At 48.0% G+C, this 18,257-nt stretch carries 17 protein-coding genes, 2 tRNA genes and 1 pseudogene; 6 read left to right on the plus strand and 14 right to left on the minus strand.

All coding sequences use genetic code 11. The annotated features are described in order from the left end of the window. Window positions 1–40: 40 nt before the first annotated feature. The 5 genes from ACOJUN_RS22425 to ACOJUN_RS22445 form a co-directional block, all read right to left on the minus strand. Window positions 41–355 carry a TusE/DsrC/DsvC family sulfur relay protein gene (locus ACOJUN_RS22425; protein WP_422134078.1) on the minus strand — a complete coding sequence of 105 codons (315 nt, stop codon included), beginning with the start codon at window positions 353–355 and terminating at the stop codon, window positions 41–43. Between the two features lie 3 nt (window positions 356–358). After that, on the minus strand, window positions 359–646 hold the full coding sequence (tusB, locus tag ACOJUN_RS22430; protein WP_422134079.1) for a sulfurtransferase complex subunit TusB: 288 nt from the start codon (window positions 644–646) through the stop codon (window positions 359–361). Further along, the gene (gene tusC / locus ACOJUN_RS22435; protein WP_422134080.1) at window positions 646–1,005 is read right to left on the minus strand and encodes a sulfurtransferase complex subunit TusC; all 360 of its coding nucleotides are present in this window, start codon (window positions 1,003–1,005) and stop codon (window positions 646–648) included. The genes tusB and tusC overlap by 1 nt, the downstream gene beginning before the upstream one ends. A 2-nt stretch (window positions 1,006–1,007) precedes the next feature. Continuing rightward, window positions 1,008–1,400 carry a sulfurtransferase complex subunit TusD gene (tusD, locus tag ACOJUN_RS22440; protein WP_422134081.1) on the minus strand — a complete coding sequence of 131 codons (393 nt, stop codon included), beginning with the start codon at window positions 1,398–1,400 and terminating at the stop codon, window positions 1,008–1,010. A 67-nt stretch (window positions 1,401–1,467) separates the two neighbouring features. Continuing rightward, window positions 1,468–2,139 (minus strand): Bax inhibitor-1/YccA family protein, encoded by a 672-nt coding sequence (locus ACOJUN_RS22445; protein WP_317146175.1) that lies wholly within the window; start codon window positions 2,137–2,139, stop codon window positions 1,468–1,470. A 238-nt stretch (window positions 2,140–2,377) separates the two neighbouring features. On the opposite strand from ACOJUN_RS22445, the gene ACOJUN_RS22450 reads away from it, so the two are divergent. Both ACOJUN_RS22450 and ACOJUN_RS22455 read left to right on the plus strand, forming a co-directional pair. Beyond that, window positions 2,378–2,468: transfer RNA gene (locus tag ACOJUN_RS22450), tRNA-Ser, on the plus strand. Between the two features lie 84 nt (window positions 2,469–2,552). Further along, window positions 2,553–2,643, plus strand: a tRNA-Ser gene (locus ACOJUN_RS22455). Window positions 2,644–2,765: 122 nt separating this feature from the next. Here the strand turns inward: ACOJUN_RS22455 and ACOJUN_RS22460 are convergent. After that, on the minus strand, window positions 2,766–5,711 hold the full coding sequence (locus ACOJUN_RS22460) for a TatD family hydrolase (RefSeq protein WP_422134082.1): 2,946 nt from the start codon (window positions 5,709–5,711) through the stop codon (window positions 2,766–2,768). A 212-nt stretch (window positions 5,712–5,923) separates the two neighbouring features. Here ACOJUN_RS22460 and ACOJUN_RS22465 point away from each other — a divergent pair, with 212 nt between their 5' ends. Beyond that, window positions 5,924–6,388, plus strand: a complete 465-nt coding sequence (locus ACOJUN_RS22465) for a hypothetical protein (protein ID WP_422134083.1) — start codon at window positions 5,924–5,926, stop codon at window positions 6,386–6,388. A gap of 159 nt (window positions 6,389–6,547) precedes the next feature. On the opposite strand, the gene ACOJUN_RS22470 is transcribed toward ACOJUN_RS22465, so the two are convergent. Both ACOJUN_RS22470 and ACOJUN_RS22475 read right to left on the minus strand, forming a co-directional pair. Then, complete coding sequence (locus ACOJUN_RS22470; RefSeq protein WP_422134084.1) at window positions 6,548–6,862, minus strand: hypothetical protein; 315 nt, start codon at window positions 6,860–6,862, stop codon at window positions 6,548–6,550. Window positions 6,863–6,964: 102 nt separating this feature from the next. Next, window positions 6,965–7,909 carry a LysR family transcriptional regulator gene (locus ACOJUN_RS22475; RefSeq protein WP_422134085.1) on the minus strand — a complete coding sequence of 315 codons (945 nt, stop codon included), beginning with the start codon at window positions 7,907–7,909 and terminating at the stop codon, window positions 6,965–6,967. Between the two features lie 98 nt (window positions 7,910–8,007). Between ACOJUN_RS22475 and ACOJUN_RS22480 the strand changes: the two genes are divergently transcribed. Genes ACOJUN_RS22480 through ACOJUN_RS22490 form a run of 3 tightly spaced genes read left to right on the plus strand, consistent with a single transcriptional unit; the run spans window position 8,008 to window position 10,890 of the window. Next, window positions 8,008–9,018: an NADP-dependent oxidoreductase gene (locus ACOJUN_RS22480; protein ID WP_422134086.1), complete on the plus strand. Its 1,011-nt coding sequence runs from the start codon at window positions 8,008–8,010 to the stop codon at window positions 9,016–9,018. Window positions 9,019–9,036: 18 nt separating this feature from the next. Then, a complete protein-coding gene (locus tag ACOJUN_RS22485; RefSeq protein ID WP_422134087.1) occupies window positions 9,037–10,194 on the plus strand; it encodes an iron-containing alcohol dehydrogenase in 1,158 nt (385 codons plus the stop codon). Between the two features lie 18 nt (window positions 10,195–10,212). Continuing rightward, window positions 10,213–10,890: a type 1 glutamine amidotransferase domain-containing protein gene (locus ACOJUN_RS22490; protein WP_422134088.1), complete on the plus strand. Its 678-nt coding sequence runs from the start codon at window positions 10,213–10,215 to the stop codon at window positions 10,888–10,890. A gap of 161 nt (window positions 10,891–11,051) precedes the next feature. On the opposite strand, the gene ACOJUN_RS22495 is transcribed toward ACOJUN_RS22490, so the two are convergent. The 6 genes and pseudogenes from ACOJUN_RS22495 to ACOJUN_RS22520 form a co-directional block, all read right to left on the minus strand. Then, on the minus strand, window positions 11,052–11,783 hold the full coding sequence (locus ACOJUN_RS22495) for an SDR family NAD(P)-dependent oxidoreductase (RefSeq protein WP_422134089.1): 732 nt from the start codon (window positions 11,781–11,783) through the stop codon (window positions 11,052–11,054). A 122-nt stretch (window positions 11,784–11,905) separates the two neighbouring features. After that, window positions 11,906–13,006 carry an enoyl-CoA hydratase/isomerase family protein gene (locus tag ACOJUN_RS22500; RefSeq protein ID WP_422134090.1) on the minus strand — a complete coding sequence of 367 codons (1,101 nt, stop codon included), beginning with the start codon at window positions 13,004–13,006 and terminating at the stop codon, window positions 11,906–11,908. A 134-nt stretch (window positions 13,007–13,140) separates the two neighbouring features. Continuing rightward, window positions 13,141–14,184, minus strand: a pseudogene (locus tag ACOJUN_RS22505) (2-hydroxycarboxylate transporter family protein); the annotation flags it as partial. 143 nt (window positions 14,185–14,327) lie between these two features. After that, window positions 14,328–14,618: a type II toxin-antitoxin system RelE/ParE family toxin gene (locus ACOJUN_RS22510; RefSeq protein ID WP_422134091.1), complete on the minus strand. Its 291-nt coding sequence runs from the start codon at window positions 14,616–14,618 to the stop codon at window positions 14,328–14,330. Beyond that, a complete protein-coding gene (locus tag ACOJUN_RS22515) occupies window positions 14,608–14,841 on the minus strand; it encodes a CopG family ribbon-helix-helix protein (RefSeq protein ID WP_422134092.1) in 234 nt (77 codons plus the stop codon). Before ACOJUN_RS22515 ends, ACOJUN_RS22510 begins: the two co-directional genes overlap by 11 nt. A 135-nt stretch (window positions 14,842–14,976) precedes the next feature. Beyond that, window positions 14,977–17,778, minus strand: coding sequence for an insulinase family protein (locus tag ACOJUN_RS22520; RefSeq protein WP_422134093.1), 2,802 nt, complete (start codon window positions 17,776–17,778; stop codon window positions 14,977–14,979). Window positions 17,779–18,257: the final 479 nt, after the last annotated feature.

An 18,257-nucleotide genomic window follows, 5' to 3' on the forward strand; every position in this document is an offset into this window, starting at 1 on the left:
CAGCCCGGTTTTGTGGTGGGGATACACAGGCCGGGCTGTTCTAGAAACAGTTTGTAGGTCTCGGCAGACCTGCAATTCTGGCAGCCAGTTTGGCGGGACTGCCGGGAAACAGCTTCATCAGATAGAGACTGTTCCCCTTCTCTTTTCCCAGCTGGTTGGCAACATACTTAACAAAAGGTCTTTGACTGGGAGCGTGTTCAAATTGCTGATAATACTCTCTGAGCAGATTAAGGACTTCCCAGTGCTCATCGGTCAGAATAATATGGTCTTCAGCCGCTAACTGACCCGCTACCTCTGGATTCCAGTCACTGAGGTTGACCAGATAACCGTCTTTATCAAGCTTCAAATCCGACATATTCTAAAACCAGCTCACCACCTTGTCGTTGGCCTCCGTCAGCTCAACAAATCCCTGATGGTCCACCATACCAATATCCAGATCGTCTCTGTTTGTGATTCCCCGGGCCAGTACATCCGCCTCCAGCACATAGACGGTTACATGCCTGAGAAGATCTGATAACACATCACTGGCTTCGTACAAAGCGTAAACGCCCTCTTCCAGAAGCAGAACACTGTCACCGGCATTAAGGGCTCTCAGGCAGAGCTCCAGGGGTTGTCCGGTTTTATTGACCGTATGCAGAGTAGCCATCAGAAACTCAATACCTTATCTTGCTGTGCCAGGAAAGAGGCCACCGCGTCCCCTTCCAGAAGTGTGTACAGGGGTAATAACTGCTCTGGATCAAGGTGACGCTCTGTCAGCGATTCTCCATCCACATAAACTGTTTCAATGCCATAGAGCTCCAGGGATTGAAAAAGGGCTGAAAGTTTTTTCCTTTGCAGCTGTCCGGGAGACTGCCCATCCAGGATCTGATAAACACCATCCCCCATCAGCAACAGACGGGTTGGGATCTCATAGGATGCAGAAACCAGCACAGCGTCCAGGGCTTCTTTGGCAAATTGACCACGGTAAGGGGCCTGAGTCGATATAATACAAATGGATTGACTCATGCTTAGTCTCCAAAAGTAACCAGACGATCGGCCACAATCGTCGCTTCAATTAACTGACCCAGTCCCGAGAGATCGTACTCATCTCTGAGATTGCTTCCCGACAGTTCGTACCTTTCGGCTTCTTCAGTATTCACCACACCTCTGCGCAAAGCCGCTGCGACGCAGACAACGGCATCAATACCCTGCTCTGTTATCAGCTTTTGCCATTGCTCTGGCAGATTCACCTCATCCTGTGGTGGAGAAACCAGGCTGGAAGCATTGTGCACACCCTCCTGATAAAAAAAGACCCGAATAATCTCATGGCCACAAGCCAGCAGGGCCCTGGCAAAAGAAAGCGCTGTCAGTGAAGACTGCCCGGTGCCGGAGGCACCGTATACAGCCAGTGCGTATTTCATTCAAAGACTCCCTTCGACAAAAAAATACCCCGGGGATACCGGGGTATTTATATGGGCCATCGAATACTTAGTCGTCAGACATGCCCAGCAGAGAAAGCAGAGCCGTAAACAGATTGTAGATATTCAGATACAAAGAGACGGTAGCGCGGATATAGTTAGTTTCGCCGCCGTGGATGATACGGCTGGTATCAAACAGGATAAAACCGGACATCAGCAATACAATGGCAGCAGACAGTGCCATAGATGCCGCCGGGATCTGGAAGAAGATCAGAGCGATACTGGCGATTACGGCCACAATCAGGCCAACCATAAGGAAACCACCCATAAATGAGAAGTCTTTACGGGTAACCAGCACATAGGCTGACAGGGCAAAGAATACGACGGCTGTTCCACCCAGAGCCTGCATCACTAAAGAAGGACCATTAGGCAGAGCCAGGTAGAAGTTCAGCATTGGGCCAAGGGCTGCGCCCAGAACACCGGTGAAAGCAAAAACAGCCACCAGACCTTTGCCTGAGTCAGCGGTTTTATTGACAACGAAAATCAGACCAAAACCTACCAGGCTGAGCACCAGGGCAGTGATACGGCTGATTTCCAGTGCCATGGCCACACCAGCAGTAAAAGCACTGAACAGCAGTGTCATACCCAACAACAGGTAGGTGTTGCGCAAAACACTGTTGATCTCAATGCCGCTGCCAACCTGTGTCGGCCTTGACGCTATAACGGTAGATTTTCGTTCCATCTTTTTATTCCTCACGTTGGGAGATATATAAGGAGTATACCAGAGCTGAACATGTCGGCTATATCCAAAACTTCGTTTTACATGATGCCCACAGTACCCTGATGGCGTTACAAAATCGTAACAATCGTTACTTTTTCCGATGCTTTGCCATAAATATTTTTCCATTCAGGAGATATCCTTTGGTTTTCAAGGGTTTGACAGTTGATCGTTTTCAGGTAATATTCATTCCCGTTGCTGCGGAGGGATGGCTGAGCGGTTGAAAGCACCGGTCTTGAAAACCGGCGTGGGTTAATAGCCCACCCAGGGTTCGAATCCCTGTCCCTCCGCCATATTTAAATTTCCTTTGAAATCAGATATCTGTAGGCAGTTACTTGGGTGACAGCCTGCTTTTACTGTGAATTTTCACCTGATACGGTGGGTTGGCTGAGTGGTTGAAAGCACCGGTCTTGAAAACCGGCGTAGGTTAATAGCCTACCCAGAGTTCGAATCTCTGACCCACCGCCATCTATCACGAAAACGTCTGGAATCATGCTGGTCTGTTTGCGAGTTTCATTTGTTTGAAACCTTATTGCTTCAGACATCTTTATCTGAACGCTTTATTTAAGACTCCAGATCTTCGGAATTTTTCAATCATCATCAAATAGAGTGAATATCTCCCTGGCATTACGGGTGGTTGCAGCAGCAATCTCTTCAGCATCTACACCCAGTACTACACTCAGTGCATGGACCACATAGGGCAGATTAGCAGGAACATTATCAACTCTTTTTTTACTACCCTTCACAGGATTATCTTTTCGGGGCATCACCTGGAAGGGGCATAAAAATGGTGCATCAGTCTCAATCATCAGACGATCCCGCAGAACATCCCATCCAACAGTACGCAATGCTTCCACCAGATCTCTGTTGCAGCCACCAGCAATCCATCCTGTAATTCCAATAGAGCACCCCAGATCGATGTAATCTTGCAGAGCCTCGCTATTGCCGGTGAAACAGTGAACGCAGGCCATTTTTTTCGCGGGCAGTTGCTCAATATAATCCACCAGAATTTCCTTGAAATCGTCATGAGCGTCACGCTCATGCAAAAACAACGGTTTTTTCATTTCTACAGCCAGTGCCAGCTGCTGCCGAAAAGCTTCTTTTTGATCTTTCACAGGCGAGTAATTTCGATCGTAATCAAGCCCGCACTCACCCACTGCGACGCAGCGATTGCGATCCTTCTTGAGCATTTTTCTCATCGCCGGGATGCCACCCTCTTTTAAAAAGTCTTTGGCATCGTGAGGATGACAACCCACGGTGTAGTATAAAGAACATCGAGAGGCATCAGAGGAATCGGCAATAGCTGTTGCCTGATCAGTTGCTTTGCCTGGCACAGGGGAGGATTTCCCCCATTTCATGACCTCATTTTGGGTCTGTCTGGATATCGGGATAGATGCACCGGTTAAAATTATAGTGCCGACCCCCGAACGGGCAGCATCAGCAACAACTGCGTGCAAGTTTTGAAACCTACTATTCCCGACCAGATTGGCACCAATATCTATCAGCGGAGTATCATACCGGGGTCTCTCCAGCAGAGATTTCAGTTTTACTTTTGCCCCTTCTTTTGCAGGAGTTAACTGAAAACCAGTGGAAGTATCACCTCTGCCAGAATCAGTCAGCTGCAAGCCGGCCCGGGTTGAGTTCTTGCGATATCGGAACTTAAGTCCTATGTCAACCAAAGCCTGCTGCCCCTGAGCTGCACCCGGACTTGGGTTATTACGATGACGGGCAGCACAGGGTGGATACCCGGCAACAGACTTGCCCGCGAAACCTGAGCGCTTTTTCTTTTTGCCTTTCCGTGCCCGTGAATCAGCGACCAACACCCAGTCTCCTTGCGAACCCTTTCCGTCAGAATGATGCCTGGCATTTTGTAGATCTTTCCTGTGAGCGTCGGAGTCCGTAGTTACAGAGCTCAGTTTGCTTGTTTCTGATGACTGATACCAGGGATGTGCCGCTGCTGAATTATCAACACCTTTTGCCACAAGCTCCGGTATTTTCTTTTCTCCTCTCATTACAGGAGGCGATCCTTTAGTCACTTCCTGCTCATCGAGTTGAGATTCACGATTCAGGCATTTGAGACACTTATTGGAGGCTACAGCAGGTTTATTACAATGTTGGCATAACCCGGTGTTGGGTGACCCTCCTGACCCATCATCTCCTCCACTCCTTCTTCCACTGCGGCTGCCTTGATTTTGCCGACCATAACCTCTTTGAGATTGGGCATTGGTCGGTGGTTTCACACTAAGGTCAGCCATTGCCTTCTCAACCTGAGCGGTTTCTCCGGAGCAACCGATCACTGAGGGGCAATGGCCCGGAAAAACAGATACACTTCGTAATTGTTTAGGACTTAGGATGAACTCTTGCTTTGCATAGCGACTGTAGTCTTCTGGTTGCAGCGATTGTGCCGGGTTGCTGCCCAGGTAATGATCAAATGCAGCTTCCGGATTAGCGGGATTTCCAGACAATGTCAGAAAAAGTTCTGAACTCCGTTCAAGATTTGCCGCCCTTATCCTGTTCCACAGTTCCTGCGAAATTATGATCGCCTGCTCATTCCAACCCTGCCTGATTTTAAGCACAATCCGGTTATCCCAGACCTGTTTTTTAACAGTCTGACCGTCAGTATCAGGGACAGGCACCAGCACCATTCTGCTGACCAGTTCACTCACCCATTCAAAAGAGTAAAGTGGAGCCAACCCGTTTCCCGGCCTTTTCTTGAATAAATCGTCTAAATCATCACCACCGCCAAAACCGCTACCACCAGAAGAGCTTGCGAATGGCTGGCTGTTATCAGCATTATCAGCGGCTCCGGGTATTAAAAAAGGGCCATCTAAACGCGTTTTGTCATCAAGATAATCAGGGCCATTTTTAACAGTTTGTTTGCTTCGGAAAAAAATTTCGACAAATGATGCTTTTTTGTTTCCGTAAGTAATACTGCCATACATATTGCTTCTCGAAGGCGACGGTAAACCAGTGCTTTCTGAAACTATACCGCTACATTCCGGCTCTAAAACCCATCCATTGTCATTGTTTTCAATGGCCAGAACCAGCGACTTATTACCTGTCGGCAAGCGCCAACTGGCCGAGTACTCATGTTGCCAGCGATCACTGTCTGGCGCCAATGGAACCAGCCTCACTCCCCCGTTTTGTATATCCGGCATAGCCTGGCCCTTCAGAGCCTCTGCAATTACCGGGGGGTAAGGCAAGTTTCCCGTTGAAAATGCAGGTGGCGTCCTGAAACAAAAATTAAACAAGTCGCCTGGTTGGCCATTGAGGATGATATAAAGCTGATTGTTCTCCAGTTCAGAAATTGTTTTGATGTTCTCGTCAAACGCCTTGCGATCATAATTAAGATGGAGAGGCGGACTGCCACCTATAAATGACAGTTTGCTAATCCCTTCCGATGCCTCACTCTTTTTTTTAATGGCTTTGGAGGAACTCAACCAGCCAGTCCAGCTCAATAGGTTGGTAAATTCAGCACTGTGAGCAACAAACGGCAAAATGACAGACACTACGAACAAGAGAAACAGGTGAGTCATAGTGAGAAATCTTGCTGTTTTCATAATTGGATTTGCCTGCAGGCTTTATTAATTGAGACATAACAATAGACCCTAAATTTGAAGATATTTAATTTATCTTCCTTTTATTTTCGTACCTGTCAGAAAACGCTGGTCCCCCAAAAATGGCTTCATATTTCTGTATCACCCTATGCTAAATTTTCCCAATGAACCTGTTCTTTGGAGTCAATACCATGATACAGAAAGAATATGTACGCTGTGCTGTATTGATTGTCGCACTGGTAATTTGTTCGGCTGCACAGGCAAAAACCGCTGTTTTATATTTTAAAAGCAATACAGATAACAGCTACTGGGCCATCCACACGGATGACGGTAAGTGTATGGATGATAATCCTATGGATGATATTGGTTTCAATGGACTTAGAACCCGGGTTCCGCCGGGAGCAGTGACACATATATACTATTCCTCGTCGATTGTTCACTGCGCATGGCATCAGTCCTGGTTCGATTTCACTGTCAGTGATGTCCATGGACATAAGGCACTCATAAGGTGGTACAAGCACGCAGATAGCGAATTACCTTTTTTATGGATACGTACCGACCCCGACCATCTTATTAAAGACTGGTATTCGACGTATCATGATGACAGTGTGTCACGGGGAGGATATTACTCTACAACTATTGCCCTAAGCTATTGAGATAGCTGGACAGACTCGCCCCCTGACCCTCCGCCATTAAAAAAAGCCCCTGACCAGCATAAAAAGTGGTCAGAGGCTTTTTTCATTTCAATAACTCCGTGCTATCACTGCTGCAGAGAAAATGCTTATGCTGCGCCAGACACTCTTCAGCAACACTTCTCAATTGTTCTTCAACAACTCAAGCTGCAAAATGGACTGTTCAAATCCCTGACCGGCGGCCAATTTATAATAGGTTTCAGAAAGCTCTTTGTTCATGGGAATACCATGACCCATCTGGTACATTCTGGCCACCCAATGCTGAGCACAGTCCAGCCCATTGTCGGCTTCTACTTTGAGTACCTCAAACGCTTTGGCATAATCACCTGCGATATAGATGGCCAGACCTGATGAACAGCGTTTATTATCTACCACCTGTTCAGCCATCAAATGCAATGGCAATAAAATCAGCAATAGTGCTAATCCCTTAGCCTTCATGTCAAACACTCCCTGTTTGTTATGTGTGCTTCCCATATTGACAGAAAATTAACAAAGAAATGAAATTTTTCTTCTCAAATTTGCGTTATCAACCATAGCTGCTCAAACCGTGCACTCAAGCTGAAGCCGACTGATCTTTTGAGTCAGCTCTTCATAAACAAGCTGCCTGAACCAGATATGAGCCGGTTCTTTCATATACCTCTCATGCCAGATGATTGAGTAGGTAAAAGGCTTTTGCTCCATGGGAAAAGGCAGTATCGCCAATCCATAGTGACTGGCACAGCTTCTCACCAACCCATAAGGTGCTGTCAATATATAATCGGTATTGGCTACCAGAGCCAGTGCGGCAATAAAGTGCGGCACCCTCAGGGCAATTCGCCTGGACAATCCCCGCTCTTCCAACAGGTAGTCAACAGCACCCTTACGCTCCCCCCCCATGGTAATCAGTGCGTGGGAATGGCTGGCATAGCGCTCAATATCCATGCCCTGCTCCAGCAGAGGGTGTGAATCTCTGACAACACAGGCAAACTTGTCTTGACCTATTCCTCGCCCATGAATCATTGCCGGCGCGTCAGTGATAGAGCAGACAGCCAGATCGACATTCTGCTGATCCATCTGATGGAGCAAATGCGAACGCCAGGGCACAATTTCGAGCGAAATTCCCGGAGCCTCACGACTTAGCCTCCTGATGACTTCAGGCAGTAATACGTGAGCCCCATAATCTGAAGAGGCCATTCGAAAGCTGTGCTCAGACTCTGCCGCTATGAAACGGGGAGGCTCAATTAACTGGCTGATGTCTTGCAATGATTTTTGCAAGTCCAGGGCTATACCCTGGGCCCGTGGTGTCGGTGCCAGCCCCTGGGGAGTCCGGGTGAACAAAGGGTCATCAAAAAGTACCCGAAGTCTGGCCAGACTTCGACTGATGGCAGGCTGAGTCAGATTTAATCGACCAGCAGCACGGGTCACACTTCGCTCTTCCATCAGGACCTGCAACACCGGCAGCAAATTTAAGTCGGAAGACGAGAGATTATCAACAGGCAAACTCATTACTCACAATCATGATCAATATAACAATGATGCATTGGAGTCATATTGAGTACAACGATAAATTATTCCCTGAACTATCTGTTTCAGGACATTCGTTCATGTTTATAGAGAAAAATTGCGAGATTCATCTTGCCAGACGCCCCGAAGGTTTGCCAGACAGCACCTGCTTCAAACTGGTTTCTCAGCCCGTTGCAGAGCTGAAAGAGGGTGAAGTTCTGGTTAAAAACCTTTGGATGTCTGTTGACCCCTACATGCGTGGACGCATGGTCGATCGCAAAAGCTATGTGCCACCCTTTGCTTTGGATGCCGCCCTCGAAGGTGCAGCCATCGGCGAAGTCATAGAGTCACGAAATCCATCCCTGCCGACAGGTAGCAAAGTGTCCAGCATGAAAGGCTGGCGCGAGTATTTCATTTCTGATGATAAAGACCTTCAATTGCTACCCCAGACAGAGATTGACGATCAGGCCTTCCTGGGAATAATGGGTATGCCTGGCATGACAGCCTGGGTGGGATTAACACAAATTGCAGAACTGAAAAAAGGTGACCGTGTTTTTGTTTCTGCTGCATCCGGAGCAGTAGGGTCGACCGTCTGCCAGATTGCAAAGCTCAAGGGTTGTTATGTTGCCGGCAGCGTTGGCTCCGATGATAAGGCCCGTTACCTGCAGGAAGAATTGAAAGTCGATGCAGTGGTCAATTACAAGACCGTACCTGACCTGGCGAATGCCATTGCCGAAGCCTGCCCTGAAGGCATTGATGTCTATTTTGACAATGTCGGCGGCCAGCACCTTGAAGCCGCCCTCAATCTAATGAACGATCATGGACGTATAGCTGTATGCGGCATGATCGATCAATACAACTCAACTGCTCCTGTTCCCGGACCAGCCAATCTGGCTCAGATAATTGTAAAAAAACTGAAAATGCAGGGCTTTATTGTGTTCGAACATTGGGAGCATTACCCCGAGTTTATCCAACAGATGGACCACTGGATACAGGAAGGCAAGATCTCCTGGAAAGAAACGGTTTTTGAAGGTATCGAGCAGGCCCCTGAAGCTTTTCTCGGGCTTTTCTCTGGCATTAATACCGGCAAAATGCTCGTTAAACTCAGCTAATCAGTATTAGGTTTAATCATGAAAAACTTTTCATTTCACAACCCAACACGCATTCACTTTGGCAAAGGCATGATCGCCCGTATTGCTGATGAAGTCCCTCGTAATGCCAGAATTCTGATCACCTACGGCGGTGGTAGCATTAAAAAGAACGGCACTCTTGATCAAGTCAGGGAAGCCCTGAAAGAGCATACGTCCATTACCGAGTTTGGCGGTATTGAGCCTAACCCTTCCTTTGAAACACTGATGGAAGCGGTTGCTCTGGCAAAACAGGAAAACATTGATTTCTTGTTGGCCGTAGGTGGTGGCTCGGTCATTGATGGCACAAAGTTTATTGCCGCAGCCATTCCATTTGAAGGAGATCCCTGGACCATTCTCAGTGAGCACGCCAGGATTCATCAGGCCATACCTGCTGGCAACGTTCTTACCCTTCCGGCAACAGGCTCGGAAAGTAACTCAGGGTCAGTTATTACCCGCAGAGCCACCAATGACAAGTTGGCTTTTAGCAGCCCCGAAGTCTTTCCACAATTTACTGTGCTGGATCCGGAAACCACTTATAGCCTTCCGCAAGGCCAGACCGCTAACGGTGTCGTAGACGCCTTTGTCCACGTAATGGAGCAGTATCTGACGACCCGCGAAAATGCCCCTGTTCAGGATCGCTATGCCGAAGGTTTGCTGTTAACCCTGATTGAGCAAGGCCCGGTTGTACTCAAACAACCCCAGGAATATGAATCCAGAGCCACCATCATGTGGGCTGCAAATCAGGCCTTGAATGGTCTGATTGGCGTGGGTGTGCCCCATGACTGGTCTACTCATATGATTGGCCACGAGATCACTGCCCTGTTTGGCCTCGACCATGCCCAGACACTGGCCATCGTGCTCCCCTCAGTGATGCATGTCATGAGAGAAGAGAAAGCGTCCAAGCTGCTTCAGTATGCTGACAGGATCTGGGGCATTAAGGAAGGCAACGACCAGGAGAAGATGGATTCAGCCATCAGCAAAACCCGCGAATTCTTTGAACAGATGGGTATTAAAACGCGTTTGTCCGATTATGGCATTGAGGAAAGCGCCATCGCTGACCTTGTTGATCAGCTGAAACGGCACAAAATGACTGCACTGGGAGAAAAGCAGAATATTACTCCTGAAGTTGCCACCAAAATTCTCAGGCATGCCGCCTGACCATATGGAGATGAACTTATGAAGGTGTTATTCGTCCTGACATCCCATGACAAGCTGGGAGATACAGGTGAGAAAACGGGTTTCTGGATCGAGGAGTTTGCAGCGCCCTACTATGTGTTTGCGGATCACAATGCCGAGGTAACCCTCGCATCCCCGAAGGGTGGCCAGCCGCCCATTGACCCTAAAAGTGCCCAGCCGGACTCTCAGACTGCAGCCACAAAAAGGTTTGATTCGGACGGTGCCCTGAAAAACAAACTGTCAAATACCTTAAAGCTGTCTGAGGTGTCTGCTGACGAATACGATGCCATCTTTTATCCGGGTGGCCATGGCCCTTTATGGGATCTGGCCCATGACAAAAACTCTATAGCCCTGATAGAAGCATTCGCGAAACAGGGGAAGCCTGTCTCTGCCGTATGTCATGCACCAGCCGTTTTGCTGAATGCAAAGAAAGGAGACAATACACCACTGATCAGTGGCAAGAGAGTCACCGGTTTCAGCAACAGCGAAGAGGCCGCTGTAGGTTTAACCGATGTGGTTCCCTTTCTTCTGGAAGATGAGCTCAAAAACAAGGGAGGCCAATACAGCCAGGGAGATGACTGGTCACCCTACTGTATTACCGATGGTTTACTGGTAACTGGGCAAAATCCAGCTTCTTCAGAAGCTGTTGCAGAAGTTGTCCTGTCGATGCTTAGCTGACGCTGGCATTCAGGGCCTGCTTTGGTATTCTCTTTTCAAAGCAGGCTTTGGAAACAGCCACTCTCTTCTCTTATGAAGTAACCTGACCAACAATGCCTCTGACCAACAATGCCTCTGACTATCAATGCCTCTGACTATCCGGGAAAATCAATACTAATTAACTACCAGGGAATCAGGGAGCCGTCGTATGCCAGAAACTGACCAGTCTGCTCAGAACTTAAACGAAGAATCACCTCCAACATCCTCTGGGCTGAGTGCTGCGAAGAGAAGAGCTTTTCCGGTGGAACATTTTTTTTAAATGGCTCGGTAAGCTGAGTATCTACCGTTCCGGGATGAATGGCCACAATACAACCATCGGGCTTTTTTCTTCGCCACTCATGGCTGAGTGTTTTCAACACCATATTAAGAGCCGATTTCGATGCCCTGTAGCTGTACCAACCCCCCACCCTGTTATCTTCAATACTACCCACCCTTGCAGACAGTGCAACAAACCGGGGGCATTCACTGCCCTTAAAATTTTTCAGGAAGTAACGGGCCAAAAAAAGTGTCGACAGAACATTCACTGCCATTGTTTTGTGAAAAAAATCTGAATCTATCTGAGTAATCGATTTTTCAGGCATCTGAGTGGGAGTATGCAGCATTCCCGAAGCATTGATAATCCAGTCAATTGGCCCAACGCTATCGGCAAGCTGTTCAACGGAATCGGCATCGGTAAGGTCTGACCTGTGCCATTGAACGGAGTTTACGGAATTATTATTTTCTGGAGAGTTTTTGGAATCCGGAGAGCTTCTGAAAAAAGTGGCATGTACTTGCGCTTCTGGCATTTCATGCACGATCTCTTCGACAAAGGCCCGACCAATTCCACCACTGCCACCAGCAACCAGTATTTTCATAGAAGCCTCAATTAGATGCGTCACTCATCCTACGCATTCCGGTGAATCTGGATCACATTTTATCGCAATAATCAATTTAACTGGCTCCCGCGCTACACATGGGAACCTGCTACCGACATTCATCAGAGATTAGACAATGGATTGGCTGACTCTCCCCAGGGAGGGGTAAACATTTCGACTACTTTTTCCTGAGGAACCTCTTCAATCACTGGATAAGCCCATTGTGGCTGATTATCCTTATCCACCAGAAGCGCTCTGACCCCTTCCTGAAAATCGCCTTTCAGCACACAGTTGATGGAGAGCAAGAGTTCACTCTGAAAGACTTCCTTCAAAGAGACATGCCGACTCTTTTTAAATTGCTCGTAGGCAACCACAGCCGACAGAGCCGAACCCGTCAGAGCTATATTACGTGCCTGCTCAAGCCAGCTGTCTTCTGTTTCCAGGGCTTTCAGATCAGCAATGATCGCCGAAAAGTTTGACTTGTCCATCATTCGGGCTATTAAATCACGGTGTTCCCTGATCTTGGAGTAAGGCAACCAGCCAGCACTGTTATCTGCATAATATTGAACAACATCAGAGGTCACCTGATAATGGTCTCCGGACCAGTCAGCCTCCTGAAGTGATTCCAGCACATTTTTTCTAAAGGCATGATCAATAAATCGGTTAGCCAGACCCAGGTACATAGCATCCGCAGGATTTAAACGACACCCGGTCAAAGCCATAAACAGACCAATTTTTGCGGGCAGGCGATTCAAGATCCATGAACCACCGACATCCGGATAAAGTCCTATCGTAATTTCAGGCATGGCCATAACAGAAGTGTCGGTCACTACACGAAAGTCTGCCCCGGCCATGAGGCCAAAACCGCCCCCCATAATGACTCCGTTACCCCAGCAGATCACGGGTTTTCGGTAGGTATGAATCAGGTAGTCAAGACGGTATTCTTTTTCAAAAAACTGCCCCGGGGCACTGGTATCCCCATCAAGAACACTTTGCCTGAGAGAACGGACATCTCCACCCGCACAAAACGCTTTTTCCCCAGCCCCCTGAAGAAAAATACAGACGATTTTGTTGTCTTCCTGCCATTCACTGAATTGTTCATAAAGGCTGTCTAACATCGCTTTATCGAGGGAGTTAAGAGTGCGCTCAGCATTTAAAGTGATAACACCAACTTTATGCCCGGAGGCTGTATCGAGCCTGTCAAATAGGACCTTTTTGGTCATTTCTTCTTCTCCTGCAATGACCGGCGATAAACCGTTCAATCGTTATTCTGTGCTCACCCAGGGTCACTGGATAGGTAGTTCTCTCACTGATCCACTATATGAGACCAACGTGGGCTTTTCAAACCTGATCTGATCTACATCAACCACACCAGTGCATTTGCCGATAGCAAAATAAAGGCCCCTCCTATTCTTGAAGAGACCTGTGCATAAGGCATGAGATACATACGACGGCTGGCTGATAATACCGCCACATCTCCGGTTCCCCCCATATTTGCCATACACAGCCCCGCCGTTACAGAGGCTTCTATGGGATAAAAACCCAGTATTTTTCCAGCCAGTCCTGCACCCAGTATGGCCCCTGTGACAGTCGTCACTACCAGAATGAAATACTGCAAAGAGATCACTTGTGCAATCTGATGAAGATCCGTAAAACCTATTCCTATACAGGCAAGTAAAGCAGGCGTAAGAGACATCACCATAAAATCGCCCCACAGAGCAGCTCCTTCTTCAACGCTGGAAGGAAACACTCCCAGCGCTTTGACAAGGCCGACAGAGAAAATCATTAAGGCGTAAGGATGCAGAGAAATGAACAGACTGAGCAAATAACCCAAAACGTAGAAACCGCTCGCAACAAAAAGTCCGATCCCTATCTTCGCCAGATCGGGAACAGGCTCGACTTTATCTTCATGACGCTCTTCATGGCGCTCTTCATGAGGCTCTTCATGGGGCTCTTCATGGAGAGTGGCCTTCTGACTTTTCATCAGTTTGCCATTGCCTGTCAGACCGGGCTTGATCTTTCCCAGCCTTTCCAGCAACCCCGCTGCAATAATGGCGACCAGATTACCCAGTACAACCGCCGGGACCATTTTTGACAAAACCGTCGTAGCGTCGGAGTTCAGAATATTGGCAAAGATCTCTGCCAGCGGGACAGCTCCAGCACCCATACCGCCACCCATGATGGGCAGTCCAACATAGAAGACAGCTTCAACAAAGCCAGTACCAATGAGCATACCTGCCAGCCCCACCAGAGTAATGGCACCCAGAACACCGCCGACGATCACCGGTAAATACCAGAGTGCTGATCGCAACAGCAGCTGCCTGTCCATACCGAACAAACTGCCGGTAATAAGACCTGATATAAACAAAGTGAGAAAACCCTGATTTCGGACAAAATCAGAGACGCTGTCACAGGGGGATAGTGGCGCTCTTTCGGGGAGACATTTCTTTCAGGCAGAAAAACCGGTAGATTCTTAAGGTGGGGTTTAAGAAAAGTGTGGCTGTGGAGGATAATTTGGCGACACTAATTACTTCTTACCTATTTTTACCAATTTTTGGGTGGCCTGCGTGAACAATGGAAAACCCTCAGTATCTCTACTCTCTCGAGGTCGAGCCTAACACGATAAGGAACAACATACCTTGTGTTTGGCACAACCAACTCTCTTGTCCCAGAAACCCTTCCAGCTCGACCCGCTGAAGGATTATCAGCAAGACTTAAAACGGCCTTGTGTATTCTCTCCAAAATTTTTTGTGCCGCTGCTGGATCATCATGTGAAATGTAATCTAATTCATTATTCAGACTTTCTAGTGCTTTTCTAAGCCACTTACTCTCCATTCTCTAGCCCCCAGCGATCAAAAAGCCCCTGAACCTCTTGATCGCTAGCGAATTCTTCTGAATTTGCTTCCTTAACAGCAAGCTTTATCTCATCCACCTGCCACTCATTGAGTTCCACAAAATCTTTGATTGCCTCCGCTGCGAGAAAGGATTTTGATCTTTGCATGGCCTCAGAAAGCTTTTCCAAACGATCTTTGAGACTGTCTTCAAGCCTGATTGTCATAGTGGAATTCATATTGTGTGCCTCCATTGTGTTCGCATGTACACAAAATAGTACACCTGCAAGAAAAGTCCATAGCCAATTATTTTTCTGAGATAAATCCAAACCAGATAAATCGTCTGGCCTGGATACGAGAACTCAGCTTTCCCGGTCCGTCTGGGCCTTGCCAACAGACTCAACGGTCAATCTTCCCTTATCTTCTAGAACGGTATCCAGCGCCTGCTGAATCTCTTCAACAGAGACGGTCTTCACTTCTTCAGCAATGAGCTTCTGGAAATCAAAACCGGCTTCCTGACCATCCAGGGATTGCCAGAAACGGGAGCTGCGCTCATCCAGGTTGGCATCTTTCTTCAAAAGATCACCCAACAGGCCCTGACGATACTGCTCCAACTCTTCATCGGTCAGGGATTTCATCTTCTCTTTCTGGCCCTTCAGGAAGACTTCTACCTTCTCCTCGATACCTTCCGGCCCCAGCACAGGAGACTGCACCACAAAGATTAAGCCAGGATGACGTTCAACAGGACGGGGACCGGCAAAGACGATGTATCCCAGCTGCTGCTCTGTCCGCAACTGGTTGAAGAAGGGAGTCGCCAGCAGTCTGCCCAGCAGGGAGTATACGGCACGATCTCTGTCATCAGTACCAGGGCGCTGGTAGTAAGTGATATAGAGAGAGTCATTGTGGTTAAAGTCAGTCTTGATGGTGCGCTTCTTATCCTTCAGAAGATTAAGAGGCTGCCTGAATTGACGGCCACGGTTGTCTTTCGTTAACAAAGCTTTTTCCACCAGCTCAGCCAGCTTCATAGCCTCTTGTGAACTGTGGTTTCCATGGACCAGCATCTGGATATAAATCGAACGATAGAAGTCACTGGCAAACTGTTTAACATCACTGAAGGTCACCTTTTCAGCGGCTGCCAGTAACGTCTTATCGTCACGATAGGTGGGATAAAGTTCCTGGCTCAAACGATCCATACCCAGTCGATAGGGTGGCTGGAACTGCTTGTTTTTGAGCCTTCTGATCAGCAGCGCCTTCTCCTGGTCAAAACCGGCCTGATCGGGGTTGAACTGCCTGATGGCCTTGAGAATGTCTTTTAGCAGAAGCTCCTGCTTATCCTGATAGCCAGACAGCGCAATGGTCAGCCCTTCCCGGCTGGATGAAACACCGTAGTTCAGGCCCGCTTCTTTGGCTGGGTAGCCGTATTCATTCAGACTTCGTCTCAGGAGGACGCTGTAGAGTTGCATCTCTACAAGATCGGCTTCTGTTTCGGAAGCCTTCCCGGAGGATATCTTGATGCGAACATTGGCTTTGGGCACTTCAAAGCTGCTGTCTGTCATACTCCAGACTTGAAAGCCGGGCTCTTCCAGTAACACCCCGGGCTTATCACCGGAACTGCTTTCACGCAGCTTCAAATCCCGGGCAATAAAGTCATTAGGCTCGGGAATGGTCATTTCTGCATGAACCTGAGGCGATAAAAGTCGCTTCACCAGGGTATCAGACAGAGGTTTGATACTGTAATGAGTCTTGAAATAGGGCTCGACCTGATCCGTTTCAATGCCTCTGGCAATAACAACCTGCCTCATGTTCGAAGGCTTCATTTGATCAAGCAGATCACTGATCAGCTCGCGATCAAAGTCTTCGTAGAGGTAGCTGGTCCGCAAAATATCCTGAGGCGGGATATCGTGAATGCGAGAAGCCAGTCCGGATGCGGTCTGCTGTGGATTGGCATCTTCCTGGTAACGGAATCCCAGTTCTGCCAGCTGACGAGCTTCCTCGTATATCCGGAGCTCCAAACCCTGTTTGCGAACCAGATCCAGATAATCAAACACCAGGGCAGTCATCTCGTCGACCTGCTCCAGACCTTTTGGAGTCAACTCCATTCGAACCGTGAACTCACTGAACTCTCCGGGTAAATGGCTGGAATAAGAAGACAGCGACTCTATCAGACCACGCTCCTTCAAATAACTGTGCAGACTGCCCTCACCTTCATAACCCAGTATTCTCGCCAGATAGCCCAGAGGCTTCTTGCGGTAATTCTCATATTGACTGGGCATTGGAAAGCTCAAAGAGAGTACCCGGACGTCTTTTAGAGGTACCAGATCAATACGAACACCCAGCTGCTCAGGTGTATAGGGAGCAAGACCAATATGAGTGCCCGGTGACTGGCCTTCAGGTACTCCGGCAAAAGACTCTTTTAACCAATTTTCCAGAACATCTGTTGATTCCTTGCCATAGATAACAACGCCGATATTCTCCGCTACATAGTAGGCATCGTGAAACCTCTTAAGGTCTTTCCAGAGTGACCTGCCGTCTTCGTTGGCAAGGGTTTCCAGACTACCGATATTGAAACGACTGCGGGGATGAGCCGGATTTGAAGTAGCGTTCTGAGCTGTCATCAGACGCCAGCCATCTTCATTGGCATGAAGCTTATATTCTGAATCAACGGCATTACGCTCACGATCAACATAAGCAGGATCCAGCGTAGGGGAGACAAAAAACTGTGCCAGCTGATCCAGCGCAGGTCTCAGCTTGTCACTGTTAATATCGAAGAAATAATTGGTTCGGGTATCAGCCGTATAGGCATTGGCACTGCCGCCATTGGCACGGATGTATTCAAAATACCCATCCACTTCCGGGTATTTTTCATTGCCCAGAAATAACATATGTTCAAGAAAATGAGCCAGCCCCAGACGATTGTCCGGGTCCTGGAAACTACCCACTTTCACATCCACTGCGGCAGCGGCCTTATCGGTATCCGGATCAGAAATCAGAAGAGCCTTGAGACCATTGTCCAACTCGACAAAACGATAGTCCCGATCATCCGCTGGACTTTTCACCACCACCCGACTTTTTTCCATTGCATCTCGTTCAGCTGTCACTGTACACCCACTTGCCAGTATCGTTGCCAGCACTCCCACAATCAGAGACATGTGCTTTCGTAGCATAAAAGTTCCCACACCTTCTAAAGGTCTTGATCCCAGCTGAATACTTTCTGCAGACAGGGCTAATTATCAAGCACTGAGACAGCCAATTTACCATCCTTTTACTGTTCGCAAAGATGTCCGTATAGACGCACGTACAAAGGGTGCCTGTATTTATATCTATTTTTCTATTCGTCAAGATTTTAAACCAGAGTACAAAAGTAGCAGTCGTAATCTAATTACACTTGTACCACAGAAAGGATTAAAGGTTCGAGTATTAAGTACTCAGCCACACGGAATCGAATATTTCTGGCTTATTGGGCAGGTGCTCTGCAAGGCGCAACGACGGGCACATAGCAAGCTATGTGACCAGAGTTGCAACGCATCACGACTGCATGGATGCAGGAGCTAGAGCAACGCAGGAGCAGTTGCCGCGAGTGCCTGAACAATAAGTCAGAAAATATGATTTCGTATGGTTGAGTACTTATACCAATCAAACTTTC

This window comes from Endozoicomonas sp. ALD040, from assembly GCF_049275945.1.
GTDB lineage: Bacteria > Pseudomonadota > Gammaproteobacteria > Pseudomonadales > Endozoicomonadaceae > Endozoicomonas_A.

Bases quoted from the DNA above. Each gene is read 5' to 3' on its own strand.
- ACOJUN_RS22425 (WP_422134078.1), bottom strand. From the start codon at position 355: ATGTCGGATTTGAAGCTTGATAAAGACGGTTATCTGGTCAACCTCAGT.
- tusB (WP_422134079.1), bottom strand. From the start codon at position 646: ATGGCTACTCTGCATACGGTCAATAAAACCGGACAACCCCTGGAGCTC.
- tusC (WP_422134080.1), bottom strand. From the start codon at position 1,005: ATGAGTCAATCCATTTGTATTATATCGACTCAGGCCCCTTACCGTGGT.
- tusD (WP_422134081.1), bottom strand. From the start codon at position 1,400: ATGAAATACGCACTGGCTGTATACGGTGCCTCCGGCACCGGGCAGTCT.
- ACOJUN_RS22445 (WP_317146175.1), bottom strand. From the start codon at position 2,139: ATGGAACGAAAATCTACCGTTATAGCGTCAAGGCCGACACAGGTTGGC.
- ACOJUN_RS22460 (WP_422134082.1), bottom strand. From the start codon at position 5,711: ATGACTCACCTGTTTCTCTTGTTCGTAGTGTCTGTCATTTTGCCGTTT.
- ACOJUN_RS22465 (WP_422134083.1), top strand. From the start codon at position 5,924: ATGATACAGAAAGAATATGTACGCTGTGCTGTATTGATTGTCGCACTG.
- ACOJUN_RS22470 (WP_422134084.1), bottom strand. From the start codon at position 6,862: ATGAAGGCTAAGGGATTAGCACTATTGCTGATTTTATTGCCATTGCAT.
- ACOJUN_RS22475 (WP_422134085.1), bottom strand. From the start codon at position 7,909: ATGAGTTTGCCTGTTGATAATCTCTCGTCTTCCGACTTAAATTTGCTG.
- ACOJUN_RS22480 (WP_422134086.1), top strand. From the start codon at position 8,008: ATGTTTATAGAGAAAAATTGCGAGATTCATCTTGCCAGACGCCCCGAA.
- ACOJUN_RS22485 (WP_422134087.1), top strand. From the start codon at position 9,037: ATGAAAAACTTTTCATTTCACAACCCAACACGCATTCACTTTGGCAAA.
- ACOJUN_RS22490 (WP_422134088.1), top strand. From the start codon at position 10,213: ATGAAGGTGTTATTCGTCCTGACATCCCATGACAAGCTGGGAGATACA.
- ACOJUN_RS22495 (WP_422134089.1), bottom strand. From the start codon at position 11,783: ATGAAAATACTGGTTGCTGGTGGCAGTGGTGGAATTGGTCGGGCCTTT.
- ACOJUN_RS22500 (WP_422134090.1), bottom strand. From the start codon at position 13,006: ATGACCAAAAAGGTCCTATTTGACAGGCTCGATACAGCCTCCGGGCAT.
- ACOJUN_RS22510 (WP_422134091.1), bottom strand. From the start codon at position 14,618: ATGGAGAGTAAGTGGCTTAGAAAAGCACTAGAAAGTCTGAATAATGAA.
- ACOJUN_RS22515 (WP_422134092.1), bottom strand. From the start codon at position 14,841: ATGACAATCAGGCTTGAAGACAGTCTCAAAGATCGTTTGGAAAAGCTT.
- ACOJUN_RS22520 (WP_422134093.1), bottom strand. From the start codon at position 17,778: ATGCTACGAAAGCACATGTCTCTGATTGTGGGAGTGCTGGCAACGATA.